Consider the following 15,774-nt stretch of genomic DNA (forward strand, 5'->3'; position numbering starts at 1 on the left):
CTACGATCCATTGGATAAAAAATATCTTGTGTGTTAATTCAGCGAATGTGTACTGGCTTATCAACAGCGTAACAGGAATAAAACCGATTTTTACAATAACTTAACATGCTTAAGGGGTTGTAGGGTGAAATCGTTTAACGAATAAGCACGCTAACGGTGTCGTATAGCCGAAATGAATATGTCATTAATATGTAATGCTTTCACTACGTCATTAGGTCGCACCTTAGCGATACGCGCGTGACGTTTACCACAATAAAAGGCGCCTTTTATCCATCTAAGGCAAGTAAGGGTATCAACAGGGTCAAATACACACTTGAAGCGGGGAAATACCTTTTTCTACGCCATCTTTCTCTACTAAACCCCGGTTGGTCTAAATTCCATAGCTTATTTAAAGCGCCTATCTTAGACTAGCCGCATAGTGTAGAGAGTGTGCTATAAACCTGTTGAGCCCTATGTCCGCGTGTTAACGTGCGCAACTCAACACATTTGTAATTGGGAAATATACGAGAGGAAATGTGAGCATCGAGAAGCCAGCCAGAAAAACATCCAACTTGGTTGAGGGGAATATCGCTTCAACACTAAAGCGAATGACCATTCCCATGATACTGGGCATGGTTATGATGATGAGCTTCGGATTAATAGATACCTTCTTTGTTAGTTTGCTGGGCACAGAGCAACTTGCGGCCATTAGTTTTACATTTCCGGTTACTTTTACTGTAATAAGTTTGAATATCGGCTTAGGAATAGGCACTTCTGCGATTATAGGAAAATTGCAGGGGAGTAAGGAGATAACGCAATCGCAGCATTATGCTACGGGCTCGTTAATGTTGTCTGCGCTGCTAGTGGGAAGTTTAGCGTGCGTGGGTTACTTTTCAATTGACGGGGTGTTTTCACTACTAAATGCTTCGCCCCTTCTAATGCCTTATATCACCGATTATATGAGTCTGTGGTATTTATCGAGTGTTTTCTTATCCTTACCTATGGTGGGCAATAGTGTATTACGTGCCTGTGGCGATACACGTACGCCTAGTTTGATTATGGCAACCGTCGGTGGCTTAAATGCAGCGCTAGATCCCTTGTTTATCTTTGGCTTTGGTCCTGTGCCCGCCATGGGTATAAAAGGCGCGGCATTGGCTACTCTATTGGCCTGGATAGTGGGCGCTTGTTGGATTTTGTATTTATTGGCAATACAGCGCAAATTAATTTTACCTCGGCTACTAACCCTTGCTGAACTTAAAGAAAGCAGTGGCGATATCTTACGCATAGGATTACCTGCAGCGGGGGCTAACATGCTTACGCCAATCGCGGGTGGCGTGATGACCGCCGTGGTGGCCAGTTATGGCCCATCAGCGGTGGCGGCATGGGGGGTGGGCAACAGAATGGAGTCCATTGCCAGTATTGTGGTGTTAGCGTTATCGATGACATTACCGCCTTTTATTAGCCAAAATGTAGGCGCAAATAAGTTCGAGCGAGTAGAAAGGGCCTATTCGATTACCTTAAAATTTGTGCTTTTTTGGCAGTTTGCCGTATTTGTATTTATGTGGTTGTGTGGTGGCTGGATTGCTGCTGCGTTTGCCAAAGAGCCTCAAGTATCATCGCTCATTCAGTTGTTTTTGATGATAGTACCTTTAGGGTATGGCATGCAGGGCGTGGTTATTTTAACCAATTCATCGCTTAATGCTATGCATCGACCGATGGGGGCGCTTGGCTTAAGTGTTATTCGATTATTTGTGTTTTTTGTTCCTATTAGTGTGTTAGGCAGTTACCTGTTCGGTTTGAAAGGTTTGTACTGGGGTACGGTAATTGCCAATATCGCGATGGCCAGTGTATCGGTTGTAGTTTTTAAACGGGCACTTGCGAATCATAAACACGATGTGGTGGACAGTGAAACAGTAGTAGATGAAAAGGGTAGTGTTAAATGAGTAAGGGTTTTGAACTTCATTCCGCGTATAAGCCTGCAGGCGATCAGCCCGTTGCAATAGAAACGCTTGTTGATGGGCTGGAAAGCGGGCTTGCTGCACAAACCTTGCTGGGGGTTACCGGGTCGGGGAAAACCTTCACTATGGCTAATGTTATCAACGAAGTACAAAGACCTACTTTGATCCTTGCGCACAATAAAACGTTAGCAGCACAACTGTATGGCGAAATGAAGGATTTTTTTCCTAATAATGCCGTGGAATACTTTGTTTCTTATTATGATTATTATCAGCCCGAAGCATATGTGCCAAGTACTGATACCTTTATAGAAAAAGATGCTTCGATTAATGATCATATTGAGCAAATGCGCCTATCCGCCACCAAAGCGCTAATGGAACGAAGAGACGTAGTCATTATTGCAAGTGTGTCTGCTATCTACGGTCTTGGCGATCCTGAATCTTATATGAAAATGCTATTGCACCTTCGCCAGGGCGATACGATGGATCAGCGAGATATCTTGCGTCGGCTTGCCGAATTGCAGTATAAGCGAAACGATCTGGCTTTTGAGCGCGGTACCTTTAGAGTACGCGGCGATGTTATTGATATTTTCCCCGCCGACTCGGAAAAGCAAGCGGTTCGTGTAGAGCTGTTCGATGATGAAATTGACAAGATAAGTCTATTTGACCCCCTAACCGGCGCGGTGGAAAAGTCAGTGGTGCGTGCCACTGTATTTCCAAAGACCCACTATGTAACGCCGCGGGAAAAAATTCTTAACGCTATCGAGCGTATAAAAGAAGAACTAAAAGAGCGTAAAGCCCAACTGCAAGAGAGTAATAAATTACTCGAAGAGCAACGTATCTCTCAGCGAACCCAGTTTGATATTGAAATGATGATGGAGCTTGGGTATTGCTCGGGTATCGAAAATTACTCGCGATATCTATCTGGACGTGCGCCCGGTGAGCCACCCCCTACGTTGCTAGATTACTTTCCCGCGGATGGATTGATGTTTATTGATGAATCTCACGTTACCGTGTCACAAATTGGGGCCATGTATCGCGGAGATAGGTCGAGAAAGGAAACCCTTGTGGAATTTGGCTTTCGATTACCTTCTGCATTAGACAATCGGCCGCTGAAATTTGAAGAGTTTGAACAGATTTGCCCGCAAACCATCTACGTGTCTGCTACCCCTGGCAATTACGAATTAGAAAAAACCCACGGCGATATAGTAGAGCAGGTAGTTAGGCCTACAGGGCTATTAGATCCAGAAATTGAAGTACGCCCTGTGGCAACCCAAGTGGATGACGTGCTATCTGAAATCCAAAAACGAGTAGCGGTGGATGAAAGGGTGCTTATTACCACGCTAACTAAGCGTATGGCGGAAGATTTAAGTGAATATCTCAATGAGCATGGCGTTAAAGTTCGTTATCTTCATTCGGATATCGATACGGTTGAGCGTATTGAAATAATTCGCGACCTGCGGATCGGAAAGTTCGATGTGCTAGTGGGTATTAACCTGCTAAGAGAAGGTTTAGATATGCCCGAAGTGTCACTTGTTGCCATTCTTGATGCCGATAAAGAGGGCTTTTTGCGGGCCGAGCGCTCGCTTATACAAACCATAGGTCGGGCGGCACGACATATTAATGGGCGTGCTATTTTATATGGCGATTCTATTACTAAGTCGATGAAAAAAGCGATAGATGAAACTGAACGTCGACGTGAAAAACAAATGGAATACAACACGGAAAATAACATTACGCCCATGCGCCTAAACAAGCCCATCACTGATATTATGGACTTAGGTGACGGGGCACATCCCGCGTCAGGAAAAGTGCGGTTACGCAAAGTAGAAGAGAAGAAAAAACAGAAAAAAGCCGCTAACGCTACCGAGCTTATGGAACAGATTAGTTCACTAGAAAAGCAAATGTTTGAATTGGCCAGAGAGTTAGAGTTTGAAAAAGCCGCCTCAATGCGAGACGAAATAGAGGCGTTAAGAAAACAAGTAGTGGCACTTTCCTAGCCCTGAATGGGCTGTTATAGGTTGTAGGAAGTATGAATAAAGATAACTGGGGGGGGGCAGTTTTTGTCAAACCCTTGTTAATTTTACGACAAAAAGCCGTATTTTGTCGTTGTAATAAATTACTTACTTGAATATAGTGCTTATTAAAGTATCTATAACTATACCTAAAAAACGGGTGCCTGTATGTTAAACCGTCTCCAGGAGTCTGACATTAAGCTATTACGTGTATTTTACGCGGTAGCAAGCTGCAATGGATTTACTGCCGCAGAGCCAGTATTGCGAATGCAGCGTCCTAACATTAGTGCAGCAATTAAAAAACTTGAAGAACGCTTAGACCTTGTGTTGTGTCATCGAGGTCGCGGTGGTTTCCAAATGACAAAGGAAGGCGAAGTCGTCTTTCAAGAAACCAAGCGTATTTTTAACGCTTTCGATAATTTCGTGTTTAATTTGAAATCGTTACACGATGATTATTCCGGGCACATAACCCTAGTATTAATGGCAGGGTTACCTCTGTCTATTCATCTCGCTGTCAGTAAGGCAGTAAAAAGTACGATGAAAAAGTTTGACGATATTCACGTAAATATCCAAACACGTTTATATAACGAGGTTGAGCACGTTGCATTATCAGGGGAATGCCATTTGGTTGTTTCTACCTATGATATGGTTAAGCCAGAATCGGTTACCTTTCACCCGGTAGGTATCGCGACGGAAGGGCGACTTTATTGTGCGCCTACTCACCCTCTTGCTAAATATCGCGATACCGAATTACCCAAAGATATCAATATAGAAAATTATCCCGCTATTGGTATTTCAGGGCTGTCATCGGCAAATTATATTGAAGATGAGTCGCGTCTTGCCATTCAAACCTTCTCTGATTCTTTTGATGCTGCTATGTCGGCTATTATGACCGGGGAGTATGTTGGGTTATTGCCTGATTACATGGCGCGCGAGCAAGGGGCAGCACTTGGATTAGTTCCCATTGCTAACGGTAGCTTATTTAACTTCAATCACGATTTGTTCGTAATGAACGGCAAAAATACACGACTAAACCCAGTGTTACGCCACTGTATTAAAGAATTAACCTATTTTATTGCCGAAAGCCAAAAGTAGCCCACCGGTTCTCCTCGTTAATTGTTTTGTGTCATAATAAGTGCCCTAATTAATAGGGCATTTTCGTTAAGGTATACGTATTTTTTTTCTTAATAAACTACTGGCGTTTTTCGTCGGGATGACAAGCTGCTATGTGCTTCATCAGTTTGCCGCACTTCCGGTAGTGTTAAGCGCAGCCTTGGTGGGCTTCGCCGCTAGCTTTTGGTCTATACCTCGGGCCTATGGTAATCACACTCAGGCTGCTGTCTACGCAGGCGCTTTCGCGGGCATGTGCTCAAGTAGTTTCATATCCACGTGGCAAGCGTTTGCAATAGTGTGTGTATTAGGGGCACTATTTTATACTCTCACGCGTTCTATGTTTGAAGGTATCGGAGGCCGTCTTGGCGCTATTGCGTTCGCTGCAGTGGGTAGCGTAGTACTCGTACGTGATTTGCTATGACCCTATTGCAGCTTTTTAGTATTAGTGTGTTTGGCGCGCTTGGAACATTCTACCTCGGCCAATATCGCTACTTTAATCCGGTACGCGCATCGAGTTTTTTAACGTTGGTTTTTATTGCTTTCGCTTACATTCTAACGAACAATGTCGAGCTATGGTCGGCCGCATTTTTTGGCGGAAGCTTTATTGGCATGAGCGCGCCTCATCGACTATCTGTACTAACCTTGACCCTAGCTACTTTAATATTCGTTGCATTCTTTGTTTGGCTGCTGCCACTACTTGAGGGGGTAGGAGGTGCACTGGGGCTAAGTGCGTTCTTATCTGTGGTGGTAATTCGTATGGTAGTGTTAATTATACGCAGGTTAGCGCCCAAACGCGCATAATAGGGTACACGTTTGGGAAGATTTAGGTGGGAATTTGTGTATATAGCTTGCTAGAAAGCTATCAACTTGCTTATTTACCCGGTTACCTAGCCAGTTCATTTACCGGTTCTTTAGCGAATGCCTATTCATAATCTAGAGGATCAGTGGCGTTATTATCGCTAAACGCTTCTTGTCTTTCTTCGCACGCGCCGCATTTTCCGCAGGCCTTTTCCCGTCCATTATAGCAAGTCCAAGTAAGCCCATAATCCAGCTTCATTCTTAGTCCATCCTCAAGAATAGCGCTCTTACTTACCTTTAGGTAAGGGGTTACTATTTCAACAGGGGTATAGTTTGCAATGCCGCATACATCATTCATCTTTTCGACAAATTCTGGGCGACAATCGGGATAAATAGCATGATCTCCCGAATGGGCTCCGTAGTACACCTCTTTCGCATCTAAGCTAACAGCGTATCCCACAGCAAGTGATAGTAATATCATATTGCGATTGGGGACCACGGTTTGTTTCATACTAGGCTCTTCATAATGCCCTTCAGGAACATCAATATCTGAGGTGAGTGAAGAACCACCGATTAATGTATTAATAGCACTGATATCAACAATCTTGTGAGGAATATTAAGCGAGGTACAGACGTTCGCAGCGTAATCTAGTTCCTTTTTATGGCGCTGGCCGTAATTGAACGACAATGCATGTACTTTCTTGCCGTCTAGAAGGGCTTTGTGCAATACGGTGAATGAATCCATTCCACCTGAGTAGATAACAACAACGTTTTCAGACATAGTTTTAAAGAATTAAGAAATTATACCCGAATTTTATGTGATCCTTGGTAAAATCCCAACATACAATTGCGAAAGGGTTATATTTTGTCTGCATCGAGCACATTAAACATCAATGAAATGTTTGAAACTATTCAAGGGGAAGGGTCGTTTACGGGGATCCCTTCGGTATTTGTGCGCCTACAAGGGTGCCCGGTAGGGTGCCCATGGTGCGACACTAAGCATACTTGGTCTTTAGATGACGCCTTAGTTACAACAGCACACGAGGTCATCAATAAACCCCAGGAAGATGAGCAATTTTTCACAACCGACGAAAATGGATTATTGTCGCTTTTTAATGACGAAGGTTATGTGGCAAAACACGTGGTGATAACAGGCGGTGAGCCTTGTATGTACGATCTACGCCCGCTCACCACCTACTTGCACGATAACGGGTATACAACACAGATAGAAACAAGCGGTACCTATGAGGTATTGTGTGACCCACGTACCTACGTTACCGTTTCCCCTAAGATTAATATGAAAGGGGGCATGGAAGTACTTATTGGTGCTTTAGAGCGCGCCAACGAGATTAAGCACCCTATCGCCATGCAAAAGCATATTGATGAATTAGATGCGTTGTTAAAAGACGTGTCGAGCCTTGAAGGTAAACAGGTGTGCTTACAGCCGATTAGTCAACAAAAGCGCGCCACAGAGTTGGCAGTAAAAACGTGTATTGCACGGAATTGGCGTCTATCCTTACAAACGCACAAATACATTGGCATTGAGTAATACGAAATAGGAGTTCGGCAGATGGGGTATCGCTTAATAAGGTGTGTCGTTGCGTTCTGGTTGTGTGTATTTGCCACTTCTAGCGCGGCTGCACTTTGGACTATCACCTATCCTCGGCCCATAGATGAGGGCGATGCGCGTGCTGAATACCCCATTGCGTTACTAAAACTTGCTTTGGACAAAACCGGCGTAAATTACGAACTACGACCTTCAGATCGTATTTTGCTAACCGCAAAGGCTATGCGCCAGTTAAAGGAAAACCGCGAGGTGAATGTGGTATGGAGCATGACAGACAGCCAACGAGAGAAGGAACTAATGCCCATTCGCGTACCCATCGCAAAGGGGCTTATCGGCCTTAGACTGTTTGCTATTAATGAAGAAAAAGCGGCCAGGTTTAATCGGGTGAGGTCAATAGGCGACTTACTTAAACTCACGCCATTACAGGGCGAAGAGTGGCCGGATACAAAGATATTACAGGCCAGTGGCTTTAATGTCTTTACAGTACCCTCGTATGCGCAAGCTTATACTTTACTCATGCAAGGCAAAGGCGATTTTTTCCCCCGTTCTTTAATTGAAATTATGCCAGAAATGGAAGACCAAGGGCGTGCTGCTGTTTTGCGCATAGAACCGAGAATGGCGTTGTATTACCCTACTGCGATGTACTACTTTGTGAGTAATAGTAACCAGACCTTAGCGAATTTAATCGAAACTGGCTTACAGCGGGCAATCCAGGACGGCTCTTTTGATGCGTTGTTCACCGCTACTTTTAACGAGGTTATCGATGAATTGCACATCGAAGAGCGGGAGGTATACACCTTAGACAACCCACTATTGCCACCTAAAACCCCTTTAACGGACGAACGCTTGTGGTATAGAGCGGGCAGCGAGGCAGCATCTCAATAAGGGATGCCTGATTGTTCATTGCCTATATGGGCCTGTTTAAAGTCTCCGTATCGGTATAAAGAAAGCTTACCTTACTCGCTTATGTACGGGCTTACGTAGCAGGCATTAAAAAAGCCCTTACAACCTAGGTTGTAAGGGCTTTCTATTAACTATTATTTCGTCTATCAAGCGCAGTTGACGTTAAGACTCACCCGCATGTACATCTTTCATCGAACGGCCAGACGGGTCTGCATTATTTTTAAAGCTTTCGTCCCATTCTAGGGCTTCAACGGTACTACAAGCGATAGATTTACCCCCAGGTACACAATGAGCTGCACTTTCCTGTGGGAAGTAACCTTCGAAGATTGTACGGTAATAGTAGCCTTCCTTCGTATCCGGCGTGTTCACCGGAAAACGGAACTCGGCGGTAGCAAGTTGCTGGTCAGTTACTTGTTGCCCCACAAAGTCTCTAATAGAGTCAATCCAAGAGTAACCTACACCATCGCCAAACTGTTCTTTTTGACGCCAAAGTACTTCGGCCGGAAGCGTATCGCCATTGTCAAAAGCTTTACGTAAAATCCATTTTTCCATTTTACCGTCTAAACACATCTTATCCTGTGGATTAAGGCGCATCGCTACGTCAATGAAGTTTTTATCGAGGAAGGGAACACGCGCTTCAACACCCCATGCTGAGGTTGCTTTATTAGCACGCGCACAATCGAACATATGCAGACGGTCTAACTTACGTACCGTTTCTTCATGAAATTCTTTCGCGTTAGGCGCTTTGTGGAAGTAAAGGTAGCCGCCAAAAATCTCATCAGCACCTTCACCCGACAACACCATCTTAATTCCCATGGCCTTAATTTTTCGGCTCATAAGGTACATAGGTGTGGCTGCTCGGATAGTAGTTGTGTCGTAGGTTTCCAAGTGGAAAATAACGTCACGAATAGCATCTAAACCTTCTTGAATGGTAAAGTGAATTTCATGATGCACTGTACCAATCATATCAGCAACTTTCTTCGCTGCTTTTAAATCAGGGGCGCCTTCTAAACCTACAGCAAAGCTGTGTAAACGAGGCCACCAAGCGTCAGATTTATCTTCGTCTTCAACCCGTTTAGCCACATATTTTGCCGCCACGGCAGATACCAGTGAGGAATCTAAGCCACCTGAAAGCAATACTGCGTAGGGTACATCAGACATCATATGTGATTTTACTGATTTTTCGAACGCAACACGAAGGTCATCTAAGTTAGTGCTATTGTCTTTAACCGCATCGTATTCCATCCAGTCACGCTGGTAGTACTTAGTAACTTTACCTTCTTTGCTCCATAAGTAATGGCCCGGAGGGAATTCACTGATGGTTTTACAGATTGGGGCTAACGCTTTCATTTCTGACGAAACATAAAAATTGCCATGCTCATCGTAACCTGTGTACAAAGGAATTATACCTATGTGATCTCGGGCAATAAGATAGGCGTCTTGAGATTCATCATAAAGTACAAAGGCAAACATGCCTTCTAGGTCATCAATAAATTCGATGCCTTTTTCCTGAAACAGGGGCAAAATAACTTCGCAATCTGAACGGGTTTTAAATTCGTACGGCTGGGCTAAATTTGCTGCTAATTGCTTGTGATTATAAATTTCACCATTGACAGCAAGCACTTTGTTGCCATCTTGGCTTATCAGCGGCTGGGCGCCAGTATCAACATCTACAATAGCCAATCTTTCGTGACAAAGAATGGTATTGTCATTATTCCAGATTCCCGACCAGTCAGGGCCACGGTGGCGCAAAAGTTTTGATAAATCGAGGGCTCGGGTTCTGAGTTCAGACACATCGGTTTTGATATCAAGGATACCGAAAATACCACACATATAACGGATTCTCTCTGTTCACTTGTTAAAAAATAATTGGAATATTCTGTCGATTACGCTTTAAAGCGTGCGAAGGTATTATTGGTATTTTTGTTTGACTCTTTCGCTTGCCCTTGAATGTGCCAGTCTGACAGGAAATTGCAAGTATATTATGATGAGAAAATGGAAATTGTTGGGTGAAAGGTAGAGTTTTTACTGCATTGCTACTTAGAACGGTTAAAAAATATAAAAACAGGGTGTGGCGGCTTAAAGAATACTGGGTGCTTAACCCTTGCTTCGAAAGTAGGGAAAAAAGAAAAGGGCTGTATAATGTTAAATTTTGGTATCAACGCCCCGCAAAGTAGAAATCTAAGCAGGGCGAGAAACACTAGAAAAAAGAACCTAATTTTTACGCTGGAATTCGCTACTGGATTTCCAGTTAGGCCATTGTTCAGCATTGGCCACTTGCACCCCGACATCGAATAACATTTGGGTGTCTTCCACAATGCCACCAAGATCCCACTCATCGCGATATTCATCGCAAACTTGGTGATAGCAACCAGTATCAATCACTTTCATACGTTTGCGATAGGTAGCTGTAGCTTCATCAATGGGCTCATCACCACCTTCTGCATAAAGTGCCGGGATACCTTGTTTAGCAAAGCTAAAGTGATCTGAGCGATAATAATAACCTGCTTCAGGCTTATCTTCTTGGGTAAGTGTTCGGCCTTGTTTTGTGGCCGCCACGTTAAGGTAGTCTTCTAATTCCGATTTACCCATTCCTACCACTGCAACATTCTTGGTTTTACCCAATACATTCATGGCATCCATGTTTATATTTGCCACTGTATTTTCAATCGGTATAACAGGGTTTTCTGCATAGTATTTACTACCGAGTAAGCCTTGTTCTTCCGCCGTAACAAAAAGGAAGCTAACTGAGCGCTTAGGCGCAGGGCTCAATGATGCGTACGCCTCAGCCATGGCTAACATAGCGGCAGTACCTGTAGCGTTATCGCGCGCGCCATTGTAAATCTGATCGCCTTCTTTGCTTTCATCTTTTCCCAGGTGATCCCAATGTGCGGTATAAATAATATGCTCATCTGGCTTTTCAGACCCAGGCAATGTGGCCATCACGTTATGGCTAGTAGATTGCTTGAAGCTGTTATTTACGGTTACCGAGGCTTTGATATCCATGCTTTGATGATAAGGGCCTTGGTTGGCTTTGTCTTTTTCGGCATTAAAGTCGAGGCCTGCATCGGCAAATACTTTCTTCGCCGCATCTAACGTTAGCCACCCTTCAACGGCAACGCGACTTGCCCCCTTATCTTTGCTTAGCAAGCCATATTGTGGGCCGCTCCAACTGTTTGCCACAACCGACCAACCATAGGACGCCGGGGCTGCTTCATGTACAATAATTGCTGCTGCCGCACCCTGGCGGCTGGCTTCTTCGTATTTGTAGCTCCAACGCCCATAATACGTCATGGTAGAACCCTGAAACTTATCGCCTTCAGGGTTTGCAAAGCCGGGGTCGTTAATTAGAATGACGACAGTTTTTCCTTTAACATCAACCCCTTCATAATCATTCCAGTTATATTCTGGCGCGTTGATACCATAGCCTACAAAAACTAACTCAGTGTCATTTACGGTCACCTGAGATTGCTCTCGTTTTGAAGAGGCCACCATGTCTTGTTTATATTTAAATTGGTTCTTACCAATCTGCATGGTCATAGCAGGGTCGGCGGTAATCTCCATTAAAGCAACTTCTTGCAGATAACTATCGCCATTAGTGGGGCGTAAGCCCGCTTGTTGTAATTTTTTTGTTAGGTAGGCGAGGGTCTTTTCTTCTCCAATTGTAGTGGGCAAGCGTCCTTCAAACTCATCGGAAGAAAGTACTTTTAACGGTTCACGGATATCACTATCACTAATAGAGGCATAAACGTGTTCAAAATTTGATTCCGCTGGTTCGTTTACGTTTTGCGAAGTTGACGGGGTATCTTGCGGTGAACAGGCACTTATCCCCAAAAATGTGGGGATAAGTAGAAACGGTAAAAACATTTTTTTCATTGTTAGTCTTTGTTTGTTTTACAATGTTTAGCAGTATATGTAAAACCACTATGTAACCCAATAGGTAGTATGAAATTCGATGCAATGCCGTGGTGTCAACGCACCCTTTACACACATGCAGCCAAGCCCGTATTGGATGTTTTGTCGTTTTACCGCCTTCTTGACAGTCCGGTTTTCCCTACCGCTCAGCAATTAAACTGTTTAGCTAAGCAGTATTATGATGGCTGGGAAGGCCCTGCGTTTAAGGCGCAATCCTCATTTAGTGCAGATGACACGCGCTACTATGAAGCGATAATTAAAGAAGATGGCCAGGTACCCACACGAGAGGAAAGCTGGCACGATCTCTTTAACGGGCTCATTTGGCTACAGTTTCCAAAGACAAAATCCCTGCTTAATAGGCTTCACATGCAAGATATTTGTCGCAATGGGGCACATCCTCGTACACCAAGAAGAAATCGTATAACCCATTTCGACGAGTGCGGTGTCATATTCGCGGTGGAAGAAGCAAACCTTGATGTAGGAAATAGGTTATTAGGCGCGCTGGCAAAGCATGAATGGAAATCGGTATTTGTAGAACAGAACACGCAATGGCAGAAGTGTGTTCACCCAGTCATATTCGGACATGCTAATTTCGAAATGCTGTTAACGCCATTTACAGGGCTTACTGCGAAATGGCTATGTGTAAAAGTACCTAATGGGTTCTCAAGTAAGGAAAGAAAGACGCAACTGAGATTGTTAGACGCAGCCTTATATGCACGGATACGTGAACTTGATGATTTTACTCCATCAGCCATATTAAAGCCTGTTCCCTTGTTGGGGATCCCCGGTTGGTATCCTATCCAAGATTCAGCCTTCTATGATGATAAGGAATATTTCCGCCCGCTTAGCGCAAAGGCGAAAAACACAATACAGCTGCCGCTAACCTAGCTTAGCGGCAACCGATAGATGTAAAAATGAGAGGGACTAGAGTATGGTCACCACTAGGTAAATAGTGGTGATGATTACTGTAGGGGCCGCAGCGATGATAAGGCTTTTTTGCGTGGAGAAAGAGGTCCAGCGCGCTACGCCTACCGTGGTTAAATAGATTGTCCAGATAGACACAAGATTTATTGCCGTTAATAAGCCATACCACTTTGAGGTCACTTCCACTCCAAACAAATATGCTAAAGAGAGGGGGGCTAATACGCTGGGGGCAACTTGGTGGTTATCAGATAGCAATAAAATAACCACTGAAACAAGCGAGCTAAATACTATTGGCATAGATACCCACCAGGTAAAGCCATACCAGTCGGTAAAGCCAAATACATGGCTATCGTCATTACGGGTACATAGGTGTAAGTAAACCGCTAAGATGGCATTTATGATAATAAAGCCAATCGCCGTACCTATTACGTGCTGTGCCATAAATGATGACTGCGTCATAAAGCCACGGCGAGCATCGATTTCCGCAGGGCTTAAATCGCCTTCCGCCGAAATAAGTAAATCTTGATACCAAGTAATATCCACAAAATGGACATATAGGTACTGAGGCAAAATTGCCATAAGTAACACAATAATAAACGCAAGCCATGACCAGTTGTTTTTCTCACCCACTGCCGTAAAAACGCCACCAGGTTTAAAGTATATGTCATTACAAGCTTGCAAGGGGTTCGTCACAGTATGCATCCTATGCTCCAAATTTTATGTGATTATTGTTAGTAAAGTTTCTATTCAGAGTACTGATTACTCGTAACTAAGTACAGATAGCACATACAAAAAAGACACAAATTTTGGTAAAAAAATGTGTCTTTTTAGCGCCACATAGAGGTGAGCTATTACTATCCAGCTATTGCAAATACGTAAGGTTAAGCAACACCAATACTATACTGCTATAGAGAACGGATATAGGAAGCCCCACCTTTATAAAGTGTTTAAACTGGTAATTCGTTGCATTAAATACCAACAGATTAGTCTGATACCCAAAAGGAGAAATAAAGCTCGCGCTTGCGGCAAAAGCCACCGCTAATGCAAAGGGCATAAGGGGCGCCCCTATAATTTCGACTAAGCCATAAGCAAACGGAAACATGAGGGCAGCGGCCGCATTATTGGTAACAAATTCGGTGAGTAAAACGGTGACCAAATATACCACCACCAAGGCGATAAACCAGTCGGTACCGGCTAAAAAGGGCATTAGGGTAGAGGTAGTAAGGCCAATGACCCCTGAGGTTTCTAACGCAGTTGCAAGGCTCAAAGCGCCCACAATAACCACGATTAGGTTTAACGGTAAATTACGTTTCATCTCTCCGTTATTGGTAACTTTTACCCCTATCAGTACAGCTGCTAGAAACAATAGCCCTATAGCCAATGGCACAAGGTTGGTGGCGGCTAACGTTACAACACTAAGAAAACCTCCTAGCGTTATCCATTCTTGTTTATTGGTGAGCGGCCGAGTTATCTTCTGCTCGGAAAGAATAAAGAAGTTTTTGCTTAAGTTTTGACGCGTATTGAAATCGGGCCCCGTGGCTAACAACAAGTAGTCGCCGGCTTTCATTTTAATTTCGCCGAGCTTGCCAGAGAGTTGTTCACCATCTCGTCGAATGGCAACGACGGCAGCATCAAATAAGGCGCGAAACCCTAAATTTTTAATGGTTTGCCCTATTACTTGTGCACGGTTCGCTACCACAACCTCAGTTAAACTTTCACGAAGTACACCATCGGTTTCGGCAAACATGCTAAGGCCTTTAATATGGCTAAGGTTATCCAGTTTTTGCACGTTACCTGAGAAAATTAATTTGTCATTTTCTAAAATTATTAGGTCGGGTGTAACCGGAGATATTAGGTTGCCTTCTCTCACAACTTCAACCAAGAATAACTCAGGCAGGTTTCTTAAGTGGTTTTGTTCTACGGTTTTGCCGATAAGCTCAGAGTCTGCTTCAACTTCCGCTTCCACCATGTATTCATGGTAATCACCATTTTTTCCCGAAATTGAAGGCAATAAGGGCGTCAGTAAATACATTAACACCCCGCAGCTCAATCCAGCGACCATGCCGTATAGTGTAAAGTCAAAGAAATTAAAGCCGGGGTGACCATGCTCTTGCAAAAAACTATCGACAATTAAATTGGTAGAGGTGCCTATCAATGTCACTGTGCCGCCCAAGATAGCGGAATAAGATAACGGGATTAATAAGCGTGAAGCAGGGTGATATTGATTCTGTTTAATTGGGCCAATTAAACTGGCCACTATGGCAGTATTATTGAGCAACGCAGATGAAATAAAGGTCAGTGAAAAAAGTTTCCAGTAACTTGCTCTAAAGCTTGAACTGACGAGCTTTCTTCCTAATCGTTTTATTAATGCGGTCTTGTCTATGGCGCTGCTAACCAATAGCAATAAGACTAAGGTAATAAGCCCTTTATTGGTGAGGTTTAACAGTATCGCGTCTAGGGTGAGTTGTTGCGTAACAAGCAACCCTAACACCGTACCAGAAAACACAGTTGAGGGGCGCTGATTGCTAAACACCAGCGCCAAAATCGTACTGGCGAAGATCGCCAGTACGATGAACTGGTTAATATCCATCTATTTCCAGTCCTG

At 43.9% G+C, this 15,774-nt stretch carries 13 protein-coding genes; 8 read left to right on the forward strand and 5 right to left on the reverse strand.

All coding sequences use genetic code 11. The features are described 5' to 3' along the window. Nucleotides 1–515: 515 nt before the first annotated feature. From GTH32_RS07845 to GTH32_RS07865, 5 genes are all read left to right on the forward strand, one after another. A complete protein-coding gene (locus tag GTH32_RS07845) occupies nucleotides 516–1,922 on the forward strand; it encodes an MATE family efflux transporter (RefSeq protein ID WP_484476982.1) in 1,407 nt (468 codons plus the stop codon). Continuing rightward, nucleotides 1,919–3,934 (forward strand): excinuclease ABC subunit UvrB, encoded by a 2,016-nt coding sequence (gene uvrB / locus GTH32_RS07850; protein WP_163084684.1) that lies wholly within the window; start codon nucleotides 1,919–1,921, stop codon nucleotides 3,932–3,934. Before GTH32_RS07845 ends, uvrB begins: the two co-directional genes overlap by 4 nt. Before the next feature lie 183 nt (nucleotides 3,935–4,117). Further along, nucleotides 4,118–5,044, forward strand: a complete 927-nt coding sequence (locus GTH32_RS07855) for a LysR family transcriptional regulator (RefSeq protein WP_163084685.1) — start codon at nucleotides 4,118–4,120, stop codon at nucleotides 5,042–5,044. A gap of 118 nt (nucleotides 5,045–5,162) precedes the next feature. Then, the gene (locus GTH32_RS07860) at nucleotides 5,163–5,483 is read left to right on the forward strand and encodes a hypothetical protein (protein ID WP_163084686.1); all 321 of its coding nucleotides are present in this window, start codon (nucleotides 5,163–5,165) and stop codon (nucleotides 5,481–5,483) included. Then, on the forward strand, nucleotides 5,480–5,863 hold the full coding sequence (locus tag GTH32_RS07865) for a hypothetical protein (RefSeq protein WP_163084687.1): 384 nt from the start codon (nucleotides 5,480–5,482) through the stop codon (nucleotides 5,861–5,863). Before GTH32_RS07860 ends, GTH32_RS07865 begins: the two co-directional genes overlap by 4 nt. A gap of 121 nt (nucleotides 5,864–5,984) precedes the next feature. Here GTH32_RS07865 and queC read toward each other — a convergent pair whose 3' ends face one another. Beyond that, nucleotides 5,985–6,641: a 7-cyano-7-deazaguanine synthase QueC gene (gene queC / locus GTH32_RS07870; RefSeq protein ID WP_163084688.1), complete on the reverse strand. Its 657-nt coding sequence runs from the start codon at nucleotides 6,639–6,641 to the stop codon at nucleotides 5,985–5,987. Between the two features lie 117 nt (nucleotides 6,642–6,758). Here queC and queE point away from each other — a divergent pair, with 117 nt between their 5' ends. Both queE and GTH32_RS07880 read left to right on the forward strand, forming a co-directional pair. Beyond that, on the forward strand, nucleotides 6,759–7,409 hold the full coding sequence (queE, locus tag GTH32_RS07875; RefSeq protein ID WP_163084768.1) for a 7-carboxy-7-deazaguanine synthase QueE: 651 nt from the start codon (nucleotides 6,759–6,761) through the stop codon (nucleotides 7,407–7,409). A 21-nt stretch (nucleotides 7,410–7,430) separates the two neighbouring features. Next, complete coding sequence (locus GTH32_RS07880; RefSeq protein ID WP_163084689.1) at nucleotides 7,431–8,312, forward strand: type 2 periplasmic-binding domain-containing protein; 882 nt, start codon at nucleotides 7,431–7,433, stop codon at nucleotides 8,310–8,312. Between the two features lie 180 nt (nucleotides 8,313–8,492). On the opposite strand, the gene asnB is transcribed toward GTH32_RS07880, so the two are convergent. Both asnB and GTH32_RS07890 read right to left on the reverse strand, forming a co-directional pair. Beyond that, a complete protein-coding gene (asnB, locus tag GTH32_RS07885) occupies nucleotides 8,493–10,163 on the reverse strand; it encodes an asparagine synthase B (RefSeq protein WP_163084690.1) in 1,671 nt (556 codons plus the stop codon). Between the two features lie 381 nt (nucleotides 10,164–10,544). Beyond that, complete coding sequence (locus GTH32_RS07890) at nucleotides 10,545–12,206, reverse strand: M28 family metallopeptidase (protein ID WP_163084691.1); 1,662 nt, start codon at nucleotides 12,204–12,206, stop codon at nucleotides 10,545–10,547. Nucleotides 12,207–12,275: 69 nt separating this feature from the next. Here GTH32_RS07890 and GTH32_RS07895 point away from each other — a divergent pair, with 69 nt between their 5' ends. Then, on the forward strand, nucleotides 12,276–13,133 hold the full coding sequence (locus tag GTH32_RS07895; RefSeq protein WP_163084692.1) for a DUF3025 domain-containing protein: 858 nt from the start codon (nucleotides 12,276–12,278) through the stop codon (nucleotides 13,131–13,133). A gap of 36 nt (nucleotides 13,134–13,169) precedes the next feature. Here GTH32_RS07895 and GTH32_RS07900 read toward each other — a convergent pair whose 3' ends face one another. Together GTH32_RS07900 and GTH32_RS07905 are read right to left on the reverse strand one after the other, a co-directional pair. Continuing rightward, nucleotides 13,170–13,871, reverse strand: coding sequence for a YIP1 family protein (locus tag GTH32_RS07900; protein WP_163084693.1), 702 nt, complete (start codon nucleotides 13,869–13,871; stop codon nucleotides 13,170–13,172). Between the two features lie 160 nt (nucleotides 13,872–14,031). Beyond that, nucleotides 14,032–15,759 (reverse strand): SLC13 family permease, encoded by a 1,728-nt coding sequence (locus tag GTH32_RS07905; RefSeq protein ID WP_163084694.1) that lies wholly within the window; start codon nucleotides 15,757–15,759, stop codon nucleotides 14,032–14,034. Nucleotides 15,760–15,774 lie beyond the last annotated feature (15 nt).

It is taken from the genome of Alteromonas profundi, assembly GCF_010500865.1.
Taxonomy (GTDB): domain Bacteria; phylum Pseudomonadota; class Gammaproteobacteria; order Enterobacterales; family Alteromonadaceae; genus Alteromonas; species Alteromonas profundi.